This is a genomic window from Kitasatospora cinereorecta, from assembly GCF_024172095.1.
Lineage (GTDB): Bacteria > Actinomycetota > Actinomycetes > Streptomycetales > Streptomycetaceae > Kitasatospora > Kitasatospora cinereorecta.
On the sequence record NZ_JAMZDX010000002.1, the window covers coordinates 1318189 to 1332932 of the forward strand.

Consider the following 14744-nt stretch of genomic DNA (forward strand, 5'->3'; position numbering starts at 1 on the left):
TCACACCACGCAGAGGTCGAACGCGGTCCTGGTCAGCAGCAGCCGCAGGTGGGACTCCTGGGCCGGGGCGATGCCGAGCCGGTTGCACATCAGGTGCGCGCACCGCTCCACGATCAGCTGCGGCACCAGGCGGTTGATGTGCTCCAGCACGTCGGCCGGGGCGTCGGCGGCGGGGTAGCCGTCCGGTCCGGGCAGTGACGGTGCGTCGGCCAGGGCCTCGTCGAGCTCCCGTACGGTCGCCAGCCAGCTGCCCACCACGGACGCGTCCGGCGGGGTGGCGCCCCGGGTCGCGGCCCACACCGACTCCAGGCCCGCCCGCAGCTGGGCCTTGTTGGCCTCGAAGTACCGCTCGAACCCCGGCGACTCCAGTAGCTCCGCCGCGCCGCCGCTCTCCGACATGAACCGGGCCTGATAGGCGAGTTCGGGCAGGATGTCGGTGAACAGCGTGCGGTTGGCGGCCAGCATGGCGAAGGCGTCCGCAGCCCGCCCGCCCGGGGTGCGACCGCGGGCGATCAGTTCGAGCGCCAGCGCGCTGGACGCCATGAGCTGCTTCTCGACCGCCGCCAGGGCCGGGCCGGTGCCGAACACCCCGGTCTCCGGCACGTAGTCGACGAACGCGAGCGAGTTGTCCGGGTGCAGCACCCGGTCGTAGTCGGGCATGCGCTCGCGCGCGGCGAGTTGGGCCGCGGACTCGGCGTAGTCCGCCTCGGTCATCGGCGACTGCGACGGTGACGTCCGGAAGAACTCCGCGGCCGTCTCCTCGATGACCGCACGGACGTCCCGATCGTGCTCGGGCCGGGTGCGCACCCGCAGCCGGACGTGCGGGCCGCCCTCCCAGTAGCGCAGGAAGAAGAAGCCGTCGGCCTGCCCGGCCCGGCGCAGCCGTTCGATCACGGGCCCGACGACACCGACGACCACGGTGTCCTGGTCGCCGTGGTGGAAGAGGTGGGCGCTGACCCAGCTCCGCTCAGACATGGGTGACTCCAGGCTCGTTGAGTTCCACGATGTACTCGGCGACGTGCTCGAGGCGGGACCGGCCGGGATCCGGCAGCATCTCGCTGATCTGCACGATCGCGCTCGGCTCGGTGAGCCGGCGTTCCAGCCCGAGCAGCAGCAGCAGGCTCGAGAAGTCCACGTAGTTCGGTTTGATGTCGTTGCCCGGGCCGCGCCCGCCCCGGCCCAGGTCGGCCGGGTCGAGCACGGTGACGAAGCACCGCTCGGGGATGCCGTGTTCGGCCCGCCAGCCGGCCAGCCGCAGGAGCCACGCCGCGTCGGTGGTGGCGTCCGTACGGCGGGGCAGCCGGTCCGCGCGGGTCATCCACATGGCACGCCGCAGCACCACGCTGCCCACCATCAGCCGGGGCAGGTGGCGCACGTCCCGGTCGGTGCGCGGGTCCGCGGTCATCCGGAGTTCGGTCTGCGGGCCGAACCAGGTGGTGGACTCGCCGAACGCCTCGATCATGAACCGGGCGGCGGGCGGCAGCAGCCGGTCGCCGAGGCCCGGGTGGACCGGGCAGATCCGCCGGCCGAGCCGCCGGGACACCAGCGCCGGCAGCCCGTCGTCCCCGCGTCGCACGTACAGGTCGTTGACGGGCACCAGGTCCTCGCCCTCCCGGACGCTGCGCACGCCGGGATAGTCGACGACCAGCCGGACACCGGGCTTCCTCACGTTGACCGCGGAGCGGGCCACGGCCTCGAACTCGGCGAAGAGCACCTCGTCACGGCCAGTGGCCAGCCCCGGTTCAGGCGGTGCGCCGGCGTGCAGGTCGAGCGCGTCCAGCACCTGCCGGACCCGGTTGCGGCCGCGACCGAAGCCGCAACTGACGGTGTTGACCACCAGTTCCGGGCCGTGTGCGGACTCGGCGAGCTGGCAGTAGACCGCGACGGAGGTGGGGGTGCGGACCCAGTCCGGCCACTGTTCGGCCAGCGCGCGCACCTCGGCGGGATCGACCCGGACCACGCCGTCCCCGTCGGGCGCCCGCTCGCCCAGCAGCCGCTTGCCGACGGCCCGCAGACGCTGCAGCTCGCGGACGGCCGCCACCGGGCTGTCCTCGCGGGCGATCGGGCTGGGGGCCAGCCACGACACGCGCGCGGACGCGCCGGCGGACTGCTCGGCCAGCACGTCCCGGTAGAACACCAGCAGCGGAACCTCCGCGTCGGCCGGGTACCGGCTCTCGAACAGCGAGCCGAGCGCGAGCTTGAACGGCACATCGGGACCGATCAGCCCGAGCAGCGTGCGCACCGCGTCGAGGTCGTCCAGCAGCGGCTGCCAGCTGCCCCGGTCCAGCACGGCGGCCGTGCCGGGGTGCACCGCGTTCTCGTAGAAGCTGTACCGGGCGAACTCCTGGGCCAGCTTCGGGCTGTCGAGGTGGGCGTGGTCGCCCACCTCGCGCAGGGCCGAGTCCAGACCGCGGACCACGGCCTCGCGGACGGCGACCCGGTCGCCGGCTGCGGTGGTCGTGGTGTAGCCCGACAGCGCTTCGTGGACCCCGTGGAGCGTACGGTCCAGCCGCTCCAGACCGGGCCGGCTGAGCCGGTGCAGCCAGGAGCGCAGGTCGGTCACCGGGTCCGGGGCCTGGTCGGCGAGCGGCGGGACCAGCTCCAGCACCCCCAGGGCCAGCAGGCGGTGAAGGAACGCGTCCACCTGGCGCTCGTCGGCAGCCCGGGCCAGCAGCCGGCCCCGCAGCCCGTCGAAGGTGACGTCGTGGCCGGCCAGGTCGAGCACCCGGCTCAGGGTCGGCGTGAGAGCGACGCTGTGCACGTGCTCGACCGGCCGCCGGCCGAGGAACACCAGCGCGCCGTCGGTGACCGTCGCGCTGGGGTTGAGGCGGACCCGGCAGCCGCCGACCACCTCCGGGCGTTCACTGACGGCCCGGGCGATCCGGTGCAGCGAGCCGACGCTGATCTCGGTCCCGGTCACGGCGGCGAACCGCCCCTCGCCGGGCCGGCCGGACAGCTCGACGAGCTCGTCGGCCCGGCCCCAGGCGGCCAGGCCGCTGCTGGTGAACGTGGAGTACGGGCTGGTCTTCGCCGCGGAGCGGGCGAGGTACTGGGCCAGGCGCAGCACGGTCTGGCGCTGCGGTGCGCGGCCGGTGCCGACCCACTTGTCGAGGGCCAGGAACAGGTCCGGGTTGGCGTGCACGAGACCCAGCTGGAACGCGGGCAGCCGGGCCGCGGCGCGCAGCGCCTCGCAGCTCGCGGCCCAGTCCTGTTCGACCTGCTCGGGGAGCGCCGCCAGCAGGCGGTTGCGTTCGGCCAGCCGCGCCGTCCAGGAGCTGACCGGGTCGACCAGGTCGGCGGGCAGTCCGGCCAGCCGGTCGGGATCGACCGGCCGCCCGCGGTGCACGGCCCGGCGCACCGCGACGAGGCCGGCCTTCCGCTCGCCGTCGCCCGTGGCGCCGATCGCCGCGTAGAGCCGGTCCGACAGTTCGCCGGTCGCGGTGGCGATCTCGGCCTGGAGCCGCACCAGGTCGTCCGCGGTGCGCGAGCTCCGCTCGCCGCGCAGCCCGTCGAGTGCGGCGAGCGGACTGCCGGCGAGGCGGACCACGGCGGCCGGGCCGAGCACGTAGCGCGCCGTGGTGGACGGGGCCGCGCCGGATCGGGCCTGCCGGCTCATCCGTCCACCGCCTCGGGCTCGACGGGCACGATCAGGCGCGAGCCCGGGCCGGTCCTGGCCAGCAGGATCTGGAAGACCGGGGTGTGGCGCTGCTCGGTGAGCCCGAGCGCCGCGCGGACCCCCTCGGCGCTGTAGGCGTTGACGACCCGTCCGGACAGGCCCTGCGCCGCGGCCGCGACGCACACCCGGTGCGCGAGCAGCCCGGCCTCCTGGTTGATCACCCGGTAGCCGCGGTCGCCGAACGTGTCGAACGCCCAGTCGCGGTCGCCGACCAGGTGGACGACGGCGTTCAGGCCGTGGAAGACCGGTCCGGGGATGCTGACGCGCTCGATCGCCGTGATGGCGTCGGTGTCGGCGCCCGCCCGGTCGACCGGGTGCAGTGCGCCGGTCTCCCGGTCGAGCCGGTAGCAGCCGGGCGGTATGCCGTCGAGGTCGCCCACCGTCAGGAAGATCTCCAGCGGGACGGGGGACCCGGCCGGGACGGCATCGCTGCTGACCCCGGTACAGGCCCGGGCCAGCCGCGCCCACAGCTCGATCCCGTCGACCCGCGAGGGGACCGGACGGAAGACCGCGGGACCGGAGTCGCGGGCGCGCAGCACGGCCGCCAGGTCCACCTCCGGCACCTCGGCCGCGGGCAGCTGGAGCGGTGCGCCGCCGGACACCCCGGACCTCCCGGGCGCGACCGGTGCGGCCGCCGCGAAGGCCGCGGTGTCCGTGCGCAGGGAGGCGCGATTGACCTTGGTCAACGTCGGACAGGCCCGCGCGACCCGCAGCCCGCTGCGGACCACCGCCGGATCGATCGGGTCGATCGCGTCGCTCAGCATCGCGGCCGTCCGGGAGACCGGGTCGCGCCGGATGCCGGGCTCGCCGAAGTGCAGCGGCAGGACCAGCAGGGCCGGTTCCTCGTCGGGGTCGAGCCCGAGCAGTTTGTTGACCGGCTCGTCGGTGAACTGGTGGTGCAGGTGCGCCCGCAGGCCCATGGCCCGGGCGACCAGGTCGATGTTCCCGGCGAGCAGCCCGGCCTCCTGCGTGCACAGGCGGTAGGCGTAGTCGCGGTAGATGAACGCGGTCTTGGCGAAGTGCCCGGAGAGCACGATCACGGCCTCCGGCAGCGGACCCGCGGTTGCGGTGGCCAGGCCCAGCAGACGGCGGTAGTCGCCGTCGCGCAGGCGCACCAGCTCGTGGTGCGGGGCGTCGTAGTGATAGACGCCGTCGGCCAGGCAGAGGTACAGCTGGACGCCGAACAGGCAGCGCGCGGAGGCGACCATCCGGTGGTAGGGCCACGTCCCGTTGGTGTCGAACTCCTGCCGGGAGATGCCGTATCCGTACCGCAGCAGGGTGGAGAGCGCCGACTCGTCGAAGGCCTCGACCCCGGTCAGCTCCCGCGGTACCGCGGTGGTCAGCGGACGGCGGGGCAGGCCCCGGAAGATCTTGAACTTCAGCGGCTCGTCCGGGTTGCCGTACTCCGACTGCCGGGTCTCCATCGCCTCGGCGAGGTCCTCCAGGGTCACCCGCCAGAACTCCCGGCCGACGCCCTGCTCGGGCCCGCTCACGGGAACGGGTGCGGGTGCGGGTTGCGCACCCGGGGCAGCCGGGGCAGTCCGGTCACCCGCCGGGCCGTGTGTCCGAAGGTCATCGGCAACGAGCCGGGTGCCATCACCTTGACGCATCTGAAGCCTCCCGAGGCCTGTTCCGTGGCGGTGGTGTCTACGGCGACGACGTCCATGCCGGCCGCGGCGAAACGGCGGACGGCCTCGTCGAGATCCGCGCCGATGTCGGTGTTGCTCGGCCAGTGCCGGCGTTCGAACCCCTGCTGCCAGGACTGCACCGGCGGGTCGTCGAGGAGGAACGCGTACCGGTCGAAGGTGCCCGGATTCGCCGCGCACAGCAGGTGGTCGGCCATCGACACGACGTCGTCCGGATGGTCGGCCAGGTGCTGGGCGCGCTCGCGCCAACCCGGGTCGAGCGCGAGCAGGGCCACGTACTCGACGGTCTGGCTCAGTTCGTGCAGCGCGGCCAGCACCGCCTCGGCCGGGCGCAGCCCGCTGCCGCCGGTCGAGACGGCGGCGGGCCGTCCGGTTCCGGTGATGTCCTCGGCCAGCGTCCAGAACGACGGGATCCCGTGGTCCTGCGTGGTGTCGAAGACGCGCACCCGGTAGCCCTGCCGCTCGATGCGCTCGGCCACCAGCGCGATCCGGCGGTCGGGCACGGTCGCCAGGTCGATCTCGGGCAGCGAGGTCTGTGCGTACCAGGCCATCAGGAACGCGTCGCGCTCGGCGACTTCGAGGACGCCGTGCAGCACCGCCTCCTCGTAGCAGCCGCCGAGCGCGCAGCCGCTGGAGATCTCGCAGGCGAACCTGCGGTCACCGCCGGACCGGTGCAGCCGGTAGTAGACGAAGCTCTCCGGTACCAGCACCGGTCGGCCCCGGCCGAACGAGTACCCCCACACCCAGTCGGTCACCGCGTCCTCGGTGAACTCCCGGTAGGGGAAGCCGGGGAGCCGGTACCGGTCGGCGGGGTAGAGGCCGAGCGAGCGGGGGTCGACCGCGTCGGCGGCCACCGCGGCCCAGCCGGCCGTCACCCCGGTCCGCCGGCTCGGTGCGTACGCGGCGAGCCGCTCCAGCGACTCCGCCACCGAGACGGCCCGCGCGGAGGTGAAGTCCCTGGTACGGCCGTAGCCCGCCGCCTCCAGGCCGACACCGGGCACGGCCATCAGCGCCCCGGTGAACGGGAACGCGTGCTGGGTGTACGAGGTGACCGAGGGGATCAGGCCGCTCTGCCCGTCCACGTACAGCGCGTCGAGTTCGCCCGGGTCCAGCCGGCGGACGCGGCTCGACTCAGGCGAGAGCTTGGGCCGCGCCTCCCGGCCGATCTCCGCGCCCCGCTCGGTGTCGTCGGGCACGGTCGAACAGCTCGGGCAGTGCGGATCGGCGAGAAACCCGTGCCGGGACAGCGCCAGGGTGGCCGTGTCGACGATCCAGAACCGCTGCGCCTCGGGCCCGGCCGAGGCCAGCCCGGCGACGGTGTCCGTCAGGAAGCTGGGCAGCTCCCGGTCCGGGACGCCGACGGCCATCTCGGCGCCGCGCTCGGCCGAGGCCGCCGCGGTGCGCCGGGTGCGCAGGCACTCCGGGCAGCCCGGCGGCCACGGCCCGACGATCACCTGGTGCGGCTCGCGCAGCACCTGAGGCAGGTCAGTCATGGACGACCACGGCCCGCGCCACGAACGGACACAGCCGGGCGACGAAGGGGTCGTGGTCGAGCGGCACCGCGACCACGCGGCCGCCCTCGCGCGTCAACCGCGCCACTACCGCCTCGAGGGTCACCGACTCCGGCCACGGTCCGGCCTCCCCGCGAAGCTCCGCGGGCAGGTCGGGCACGGCCGCCGGCGCGTAGACCGGCTGGTCCGCGGCGCGCGACTGGTACGCCAGCAGGGTCTGCTCCAGTCCCTGCTCCAGCGCGGCGGCGACGTCCAGGTCGCTCGCGTACGCGACGGTGCCCGCCGGCGTGCTGAATGCGAGGGTGGGCAGGCCGAGCAGGTCGGACAGGTCGTGGATCTCGAAGGCCTCCTCGACGATCCCCAGCAGCTTCAGGTAGCGCTCGCTGCGCGGGGTCAGTTCCGCACCGTCCAGGTCGAGCCGGGGCAGCGGGCGGGTCGCGGCCGACAGTGCGGCCGTGACGTTCGCGTGGGCCGCCGCGACCACCGCGGCGCGGGTGGCCTCGGGCCAGTCGCGGCCGGAGGCGGCGGTCCGCGCGGCGGGGAAGACCGACGCGCTGTCGGCCGCGACCAGTTCACCGGTCAGCACGTCCAGGCCGTACACCTGCTCGCCCCGGCGGGAGTCGACCATGACCGCCGCGTACTGCTCGAACGCGCGCCGGACCGCCCGCTGGCGCGATTCCACCACGGTCTCGCCGCAGCCGTGCACCGGGAACGGACCGCCGGCCAGGCCGACGGGGTCGGAGACCACGACCTCGCTGACGAACAGGGGCAGTTGCTCGTAGTCGCGTTCGGTGACCTCGGCGAAGACACCGGTGCGCGGATCGACGCACGCCACCGCGCGCTGGGCCAGTTCCTCGTCGTCGACCGGCGCGGAGACCGGCAGCGCGGCCAGCCGTGCCGGGTCGTCCGGGGCGGCGGGCGCGGCGAGCGGGTGCGGCTGGAACGCGTGCTTCACGGTCTCCAGCGTCTCCAGGTCGAACCGCACCAGCTCATTCGGTCCGGTGCCCTGGTCGATGCCGGTGAGGTGGCGGAACGCGGCGAAGCACAGCTGGTTGGCGACCAGGGCGACCGTGGGGCCGCGCAGGAAGGCGCTCGGCTCCACCTGCGGGTCGTCGCCCAGGTCGGCGTCGCCGAGGCCGGGGGCGAGCGCGCGCAGGCGGCGCCAGGCGGACTCCCAGGCCGTGGGATCGCCGTCCTTGGCGATCACCGGGCCGATCCACGCCTCGTCGCCCGCCACGACGGCCTGCGCGAACGAGGCACCGGCGGCGACCGCGCTGCGCGGCAGCGTCCGGGCGCGTTCGATCATGGGCCGGTCGGCGACGTGCAGCACCATGGCGGCGCCGGCCGCCAGCCGGTCGACCTGCCCGTCCTCGACGGGCAGGTAGGCGACCTGCTGCTCGGGGTCCTGCTCCCGGGCCGCGGCGAGGTGCTCGGCGATCCGGTCGCGGTCCACCGGCGACTCGGGGAACGGCGCCAGCGACACGGTGCGCACGCCCGAGCGCAACTGGGAGTTGGTCAGGGCCTGCAGCAGCGGACCGGACCCGGCCAGCACCACGGTGCCGTCGCGGTAGCGCTCGAAGCGCAGGTCCGGCGAGTCGGTGAAGTACTCGATGAAGGCGATGTTGGCCGCGTAGGTCTCGGCCAGTGCGGCGGGCAGCGTGTGCGGACGGTCCTCCAGCACGTTCTTGACGTAGCCCTTGCCGATCAGCAGCAGGGTGAGCCTGGCGAACGCCTCGCGGCTGGACTCCGGTACGGCCGCGCACAGTTCGGCCAGCGTCCGGGTGCCGTCCAGCATCGGCGCGATCCGCTGGATCCACTCGTAGGTCGACGCTCCCTTGAGCATCGATCCGCCCAGGTTGCTGCGGATGTAGGCACCCTCGGGCACGCGCATGACGTAGACGTCCCCGCGCAGCCGCGGCCGTATCAGCTCGAGATTGACTTGCATCGCCACTGCCTCTTCACACCTTCGTCGATGACGGGTCAGGGGGAGGACCGAGAGCCACCCGGTCCTCGTTCACAAGCACGCACCGGCTAGAGCACGTGTGCCCGGAACATCAGCACCGGATCAGGTGCAGCAGCAGCACGGCGTGCAGCAGCAGCAGCTGCTCGCACCGGCGGACGCGGACAGCTCGGTCAGGCCGTAGCCGGCGGTCACCGAAGCGGGCACAACCTCGCCCAGGTCCACGAGCTCGAAGGCGCTGTCGTCCAGCACCAGGTCGTTGAATCCCTCCATGGCTCGTACACCTCCTTTCTTTCTTTGAATTCGACGGGTGGTTCGGATCGGCACCGGATCAGGTGCAGGAGCAGCACGGGGTGCAGCAGCAGCAGCTGCTGGCACCGCCGGACGCGGACAGCTCGGTCAGGCCGTAGCCGGCGGTCACCGAAGCGGGCACAACCTCGCCCAGGTCCACGAGCTCGAAGGCGCTGTCGTCCAGCACCAGGTCGTTGAATCCCTCCATTTCTTGCACACCTCCTCTCGCGTGAGTCACAGTGATTTCACCTCGGGCAGAACCTGGTCGCAGAAGAGCTCCAGGGTCTGCCGAGCCTCGGGGAGCGGCATCGCACCGAAATCGATCTGCCAGAGGATCTGGTCGACGCCGCCGATGTGGTGGTTGAACGCGCGGATCCGGTCGATGACGGTGGCCGGGGATCCGACGATCGCACCACCTTCGGTGAAGAGCTTTGAGGGCTTGAGGCCGCGCAGCATCCAGCCGAATCCGGAGTAGCCGCGGTAGGCGGAGGATTCCCTCCGGTCCCACGGGCTCACGGCCTCGGCCCAGACGTCCAGGTAGCGGCGCAGGTAGGTTTCGGCGATCTGCTCCGCCTGCTCGTCGGTCTCCGCGACCACCAGCGGCAGGCTTGCCGCCACCCGGGGTCGCAGACCCGAACCGCCGTGCGCGACCTGGAACGCGTCGCGGTAGAGGTCGAGTTGGCCGCGGAACTCGTGCGGCGAGATCATCGGGGTGATCAGCAGCCCGAGCCCCTCCGTGCCCAGCCAGGCGAAGTTCTCCGGCGTGCGGACAGCGGCGCCCCACATCGGCGGATGCGGCTGCTGGGTGGGCCGCGGCCGTCCGGTCACGTCTCGGTAGGAGAAGAACGGGGTCTGCTCGGTGACGTTCTCCTCGGTCCAGATCCGCCGCACCGCGCGAATGGTCTCGCGGTAGCGGTCGTTGCTCTCGTCCATCGGAACGCCGAGCGCGTCGAACTCGTCGGGCAGGTACGCCCGGGCGAAACCCACATCGAGCCGGCCGCCGCTGAGCGCGTCCAGTTGCGCGGCTTCGGCAGCCAGTTGGATCGGATGGTGGAAGACCGGAAGGACGCAACCGGTGATCAGCCGGACCGAGTTCGTCCGAGCGGCCACGGCCGACAGGAAGCCCAGCGGACTCGGGCAGTAGCCGCCGTAGTGGTGGAGGTAGTGCTCGGTCATCTTGACCGAATCCAGGCCACCCAGTTCGGCCTGTACCGACAATTCCAGCGCGTCGCTGAAATAGGTCTGCGGAGATTTCATCTCCGGCTTGCAGTCGGGAAGAAAGGAAAGCCCGAAGCGCACCGATACCACTCCCTAGCAACCGGATATCCACCGGATGGACGTCTGGGGTTCGCACCCACGCGGTCCGCGGGTCCTTTCGGCACCACCGGGGTGTTTCGCGGCAGACGCTACATCGGGCCAGAGGGGGCGTCAATCCGCGTATCAGCGGCCGTCCGTCGGGTATTCGAGCAGGTATCCCCGAGGATACTTACGATGCGAAGTGTGCGCTATTGACGCGTGTGCCGGGCGCTGCGACCGTATTCGGGCTGGCAACTCGTGCGCAGCCGAGCCCGTGCGTACGGGATGTCAACCTCAACCGACTTCTTTCCGTACGGACGGGCAGCTATGACCTCCACCATGGACGTGACCCACTTCGCCGCCGCCGCCTCACCGCCGCCGGCGCCCGCAGGGAAGAAGTCGGTGCAGCTCGTCGAGTTCACCGCGATGCACGGCGTCCGGTACAGCGTCACCCTCGGGTATCTCAAGGCGACCGCGATGGCGGACCCGGTCATCGACGCGGCCTACGACTTCCGGATCAACGTGCGGGAGCAGAGCGGCGGGGAGCAGGCGATGACGGCGCTGCTCGACTCCTGGGACGAGCCCTTCGTCGTCGGGCTGACCGTGTACTTCTGGAACCGGGCCCAGTCCCTGGAGCTCGCCCGCCTGGTCAAGGAGCGCTGGCCGGCCTGCCGCGTCGTGATCGGCGGCAACGACGTCAGCCACCAGCAGGACCCGCTGTTCGCCGAGGCGCCCTGGGTGGACGTGCTGGTGCACGGCGAGGGCGAGCTGCGCTTCCGCGACCTGCTGCACCGGTTCCTCGCCGACGGCGACCTCGCCACGATCCCCGGCATCAGCCACTGGTCGGACGGCGCCGTCGTCACCAACGCGGACGCGGACCGGATCACCGACCTGGACCAGATCGTGTCGCCGATCCTCACCCCGGTGTACTCCGACGAGGAGATCACCGGCTCGTCCATGATCGTGTACGAGACCAACCGCGGCTGCCCGTACAAGTGCTCGTTCTGCTACTGGGGCGGCGCCACCAACTCCAAGGTGCGCCAGTTCGACCTCGACCGGATCTTCGCCGAGCTGGACCGGCTGATCCGGCTGATGCCCACGGACGCGACGCTGTTCATCGCGGACGCGAACTTCGGCATCCTCGCCCGGGACCGGCAGATCGCCGAGCGGATCGTGGAACTGAGCCGGCGCTACGACAAGCGGATGCTCGTCAGCACCAACTGGGCCAAGAACGGCAACGAGCGCATCGTGCAGATCGCGAGCATGCTGCACGAGGCCGAACTGACCGGTGCGATCACGCTCTCCGCGCAGTCCTTCGACGCCAACGTCCTGAAGATCGCCAACCGCGCCAACATCCGCACCGACCACTACCGCCGCTTGCTGTCCCGGTTCCGCGAACTCGACATCCCCACCTACACGGACCTGATCTGGGGTCTGCCCGGCGAGAGCTACACGACGTACCTGGACGGCATCGAGGAGGTGCTGACCGCAGGCGGCTCGCCGGTGATCTATCCGCTGCTGCTGCTGAACAACACCGACTACTCGCGGGAGTCCTTCCAGGACGAGCACAAGCTGGCGACCCGCTGGATGCCCTGCGACATCACCAACCCCGAACTCGTCGCCGACGTCGTGATCGGGCACAGTGCCATGACCGCCGAGGAGTGGGTGCGCGGCATGGAGTTCCGGGTGGCCATGACGCTGTTCCAGAAGATCCTGCTGCGCTGCTCGCTGCGCGTCCTGCACGCGACCACCGGCGTCCGGCTGGTCGAACTGTGCCGGGAACTCTGGACGTTCCTGCTCGACGACTGCGCCGACCCGTTCCTGCGGGCGATCGCCCGCAACATCGGTGCCACCTACCGGGAGCCGGCGGACCTGGACATGGCGCTGCTCAGGAGAGTCATCGGCGACCAGATCGTGGTGCCCGAGGAGATGCACTTCCAGGCGCTGCTCTGCCGCATCATCGGCACCGAGCGCGCCACGACGGACCTGCTCCGCGCAGCGGTCGACCGGCTCTGCGACCGGCTCACCGACGCCGGGCACCGGATCGACCGCACCCTGCTCGACGGCGCGCTGGCGCTCGACTTCGCGGCGACCACGATCCTGCGCGGAATCCTGCGCAAGGACGTCCAGGAGGCCGAGTTCGCCGTGCCGCGGTCGGCCTGGGACCTGCTCGTCGACGCCGGTGACGTGCCGTCGGGTCTCGACGTGAGCGGACAGGACCACACCGTGCACGGCACGGTGTGGTCACCGGACCGCTGGCTCGACTACCCGATCAGCGTGTACGCGCTGGCGATCTGGCACGGCACCGGCCGGCCGCTGCACGACCTGCTGTTCGACCTGCCCGACCGGGCCGGGGCCGTCGCCTGACCGACCACGACCGGATCACGGTCGCAGCAGGCCGTCCAGGAAGGCGTTCCCGAACACCCGGTGCGGGTCGTACCGGTCGAGCACGGCGACGGCCTCGTCCCAGCCGGGGCCGCCGCCGGCCCGCAGGCTGTCCGGAATGGTCCGCCGGAGCAGCTCGGGGTCGGCCCAGGTGGCGTCCGCGGTGTACGCCCAGCCCTTCGACCACTCGACCCGCAGCCCGGCCCGCCTGCCGTCGAACACGCGCAGCAGGAACTGCTCGATGTCCCGGGAGAAGCGTTCCCGGCCCGGGGTGGTGGGGAAGGTGAGGACGTCCAGCCAGACGGCGGTGTCCCAGTCGGGACGGTCGGGGCGCGGCCGCAGGGCCGACAGCAGCGGCGGGAGGGCGCCCGGCACCCCGGACCAGGCCGGGTCGTCCAGGTCGGTGACCCGGATCTCGACCGGCCCGTTCACCGGGTACTCGCCCCGCCCCTGGTACTCCTTCAGCAGCTGCTGGTAGTAGCCGCAGAATTCGCTCACCACCCACTGCAGATCGGTGCGACGGGCCAGGACGGCGTACCCGCTGGCGGTCACCCGCAGGGTGCTGGGCCGGACGTACTGCAGCACGGTGCGGGACGGGCCCCACAGGTCCGAGCGCAGGCCGCCGCCGAGCAGGTGGGTGAGGGCGTCGCCGCTCAGCAGGTCGCCGAGCAGGCTGCCGGAGAGCAGCAGGTCGCTCACGTCGCCGGTCAGGCCGAGCCGGGCGACCAGGTACTGGAGCTGCCCCAGCAGCGGGGCCAGCTCCCAGGCCCCGCCGGTCAGTCGGGCGACCAGGTCGGAGACGGGCTCGGGGATGTTGTCGGAGAACGGGTAGTTGTACGGCTGCTGGACGGCGTGCGAGCCGAAGGGCTGCCGCGGGCTGGTGCTCCAGACCTTGAGCCAGGGCCGGTCGGTGAACGGGAACCAGATCGCCTCGGCCCGGCCGCTCTCCTCGACGAAGCCGGCCAGGGTGCGGCCGCCGCGGCCGGGCGGGGCGAACAGCTCGTCGGCCGGGATGTCCAGCAGGCTGCGGCAGCGCAGCGGCCGGTCGGCTCCGACCCGGATCTCGACCTCGGTGAGGAAGGCCCGGCCGAGGTGGACCAGGAAGGCCGCCGAGTCGGCCTCGGCACGGTCGAAGGTGCGCAGCCGGTAGCGTCCGCCCGGCTCGTCCCAGACCACGGCGGTCAGCGAGGTGACCTGGTTGCTCAGCGTGCCGTAGCCGTGGCCGGGCACCTGATCGGCGCCCGGCACCCCGGTGCCGTGGCCGCCGATCGCGAGTACGCCGCCGACGGTCAGCTCGCCGGGCGCCGGGCAGGCGGCCACCCCGAGGCCGTGTCCGGCGAGGAAGGCGAGCAGGTCCTCCATGGTGGTGCCGGTCTGCACCCGTACCGTGGACGGGCCGGTCAGCGACATTCCGGTCAGGTGCTCGCCGGTGTCGACGAGCAGCACCCGGGTGGCGGCCGGGGTGCGGTCGGGCACGGTGAGCGGGGCCCAGGTGTGCCGGTAGCCCTGGGCGCGCAGCCGCCAGCCGTTCGCCCGGGCCCAGTCGGCCAGCGCGACCACCTGCTCCGGGGAGGTGGGGGAGCACGTCCACAGCTCGTCAGTGCGCACCTCGCCCGACCAGTTCTGGTACACCCGCCGGTACGGCACCACCCCGGCGGGCAGGCTGGGCGGGGGCGACTGGTCCGCGGACGCGCTGTCCGGCCCGATCGTGCCGCGCAGCAGCCAGGCGGCGCCGCCCAGAACGGCGGACAGCCCCAGCAGCTCCCGCCGGCTCGGACCGGCGCTCTCCCCGACGCCCATGGTGCCCCCAACTGCTCGTGTGTCAGATGGGGCACAGCGTAAAGTGACGGTTCGTCAGATCGGAACGGATTCGTCGATCGACCACCTGAACGAGTGATGGGTATGCGAGATGCGGCTCGGACGGCCCACCCGAACGACCCGCCCGGGGAATGAGCCTCCGGTCCTTCAACGTGCCTGCG

Annotated in this window: 10 protein-coding genes; 1 reads left to right on the plus strand and 9 read right to left on the minus strand. The window is 72.4% G+C overall.

What is annotated here, in order from left to right:
• The 8 genes from FHR36_RS12765 to FHR36_RS12800 all read right to left on the minus strand — a co-directional run bounded on the left by FHR36_RS12765 (position 1) and on the right by FHR36_RS12800 (position 10383).
• The gene (locus FHR36_RS12765) at positions 1-975 is read right to left on the minus strand and encodes a lantibiotic dehydratase C-terminal domain-containing protein (protein ID WP_253796488.1); all 975 of its coding nucleotides are present in this window, start codon (positions 973-975) and stop codon (positions 1-3) included.
• The gene (locus FHR36_RS12770) at positions 968-3616 is read right to left on the minus strand and encodes a lantibiotic dehydratase (protein ID WP_253796490.1); all 2649 of its coding nucleotides are present in this window, start codon (positions 3614-3616) and stop codon (positions 968-970) included. The genes FHR36_RS12765 and FHR36_RS12770 overlap by 8 nt, the downstream gene beginning before the upstream one ends.
• Entirely contained in the window at positions 3613-5169 is a 1557-nt protein-coding gene (locus FHR36_RS12775) for a SagB family peptide dehydrogenase (RefSeq protein ID WP_253796491.1), read from the minus strand. The genes FHR36_RS12770 and FHR36_RS12775 overlap by 4 nt, the downstream gene beginning before the upstream one ends.
• A complete protein-coding gene (locus tag FHR36_RS12780; protein ID WP_253796492.1) occupies positions 5166-6815 on the minus strand; it encodes a TOMM precursor leader peptide-binding protein in 1650 nt (549 codons plus the stop codon). Before FHR36_RS12780 ends, FHR36_RS12775 begins: the two co-directional genes overlap by 4 nt.
• Positions 6808-8778 carry a hypothetical protein gene (locus tag FHR36_RS12785; RefSeq protein ID WP_253796494.1) on the minus strand — a complete coding sequence of 657 codons (1971 nt, stop codon included), beginning with the start codon at positions 8776-8778 and terminating at the stop codon, positions 6808-6810. The genes FHR36_RS12780 and FHR36_RS12785 overlap by 8 nt, the downstream gene beginning before the upstream one ends.
• A gap of 120 nt (positions 8779-8898) precedes the next feature.
• Positions 8899-9066 carry a thiomuracin/GE37468 family thiazolyl RiPP peptide gene (locus tag FHR36_RS12790; RefSeq protein ID WP_253796496.1) on the minus strand — a complete coding sequence of 56 codons (168 nt, stop codon included), beginning with the start codon at positions 9064-9066 and terminating at the stop codon, positions 8899-8901.
• Between the two features lie 58 nt (positions 9067-9124).
• Complete coding sequence (locus FHR36_RS12795; RefSeq protein WP_253796497.1) at positions 9125-9292, minus strand: thiomuracin/GE37468 family thiazolyl RiPP peptide; 168 nt, start codon at positions 9290-9292, stop codon at positions 9125-9127.
• 26 nt (positions 9293-9318) lie between these two features.
• The gene (locus FHR36_RS12800) at positions 9319-10383 is read right to left on the minus strand and encodes an LLM class flavin-dependent oxidoreductase (RefSeq protein ID WP_253796498.1); all 1065 of its coding nucleotides are present in this window, start codon (positions 10381-10383) and stop codon (positions 9319-9321) included.
• Between the two features lie 324 nt (positions 10384-10707).
• On the opposite strand from FHR36_RS12800, the gene FHR36_RS12805 reads away from it, so the two are divergent.
• Positions 10708-12747, plus strand: a complete 2040-nt coding sequence (locus FHR36_RS12805) for a radical SAM protein (RefSeq protein ID WP_253796499.1) — start codon at positions 10708-10710, stop codon at positions 12745-12747.
• A 15-nt stretch (positions 12748-12762) separates the two neighbouring features.
• Here FHR36_RS12805 and FHR36_RS12810 read toward each other — a convergent pair whose 3' ends face one another.
• Positions 12763-14565, minus strand: coding sequence for a cholesterol oxidase substrate-binding domain-containing protein (locus tag FHR36_RS12810; RefSeq protein ID WP_253796500.1), 1803 nt, complete (start codon positions 14563-14565; stop codon positions 12763-12765).
• Positions 14566-14744: the final 179 nt, after the last annotated feature.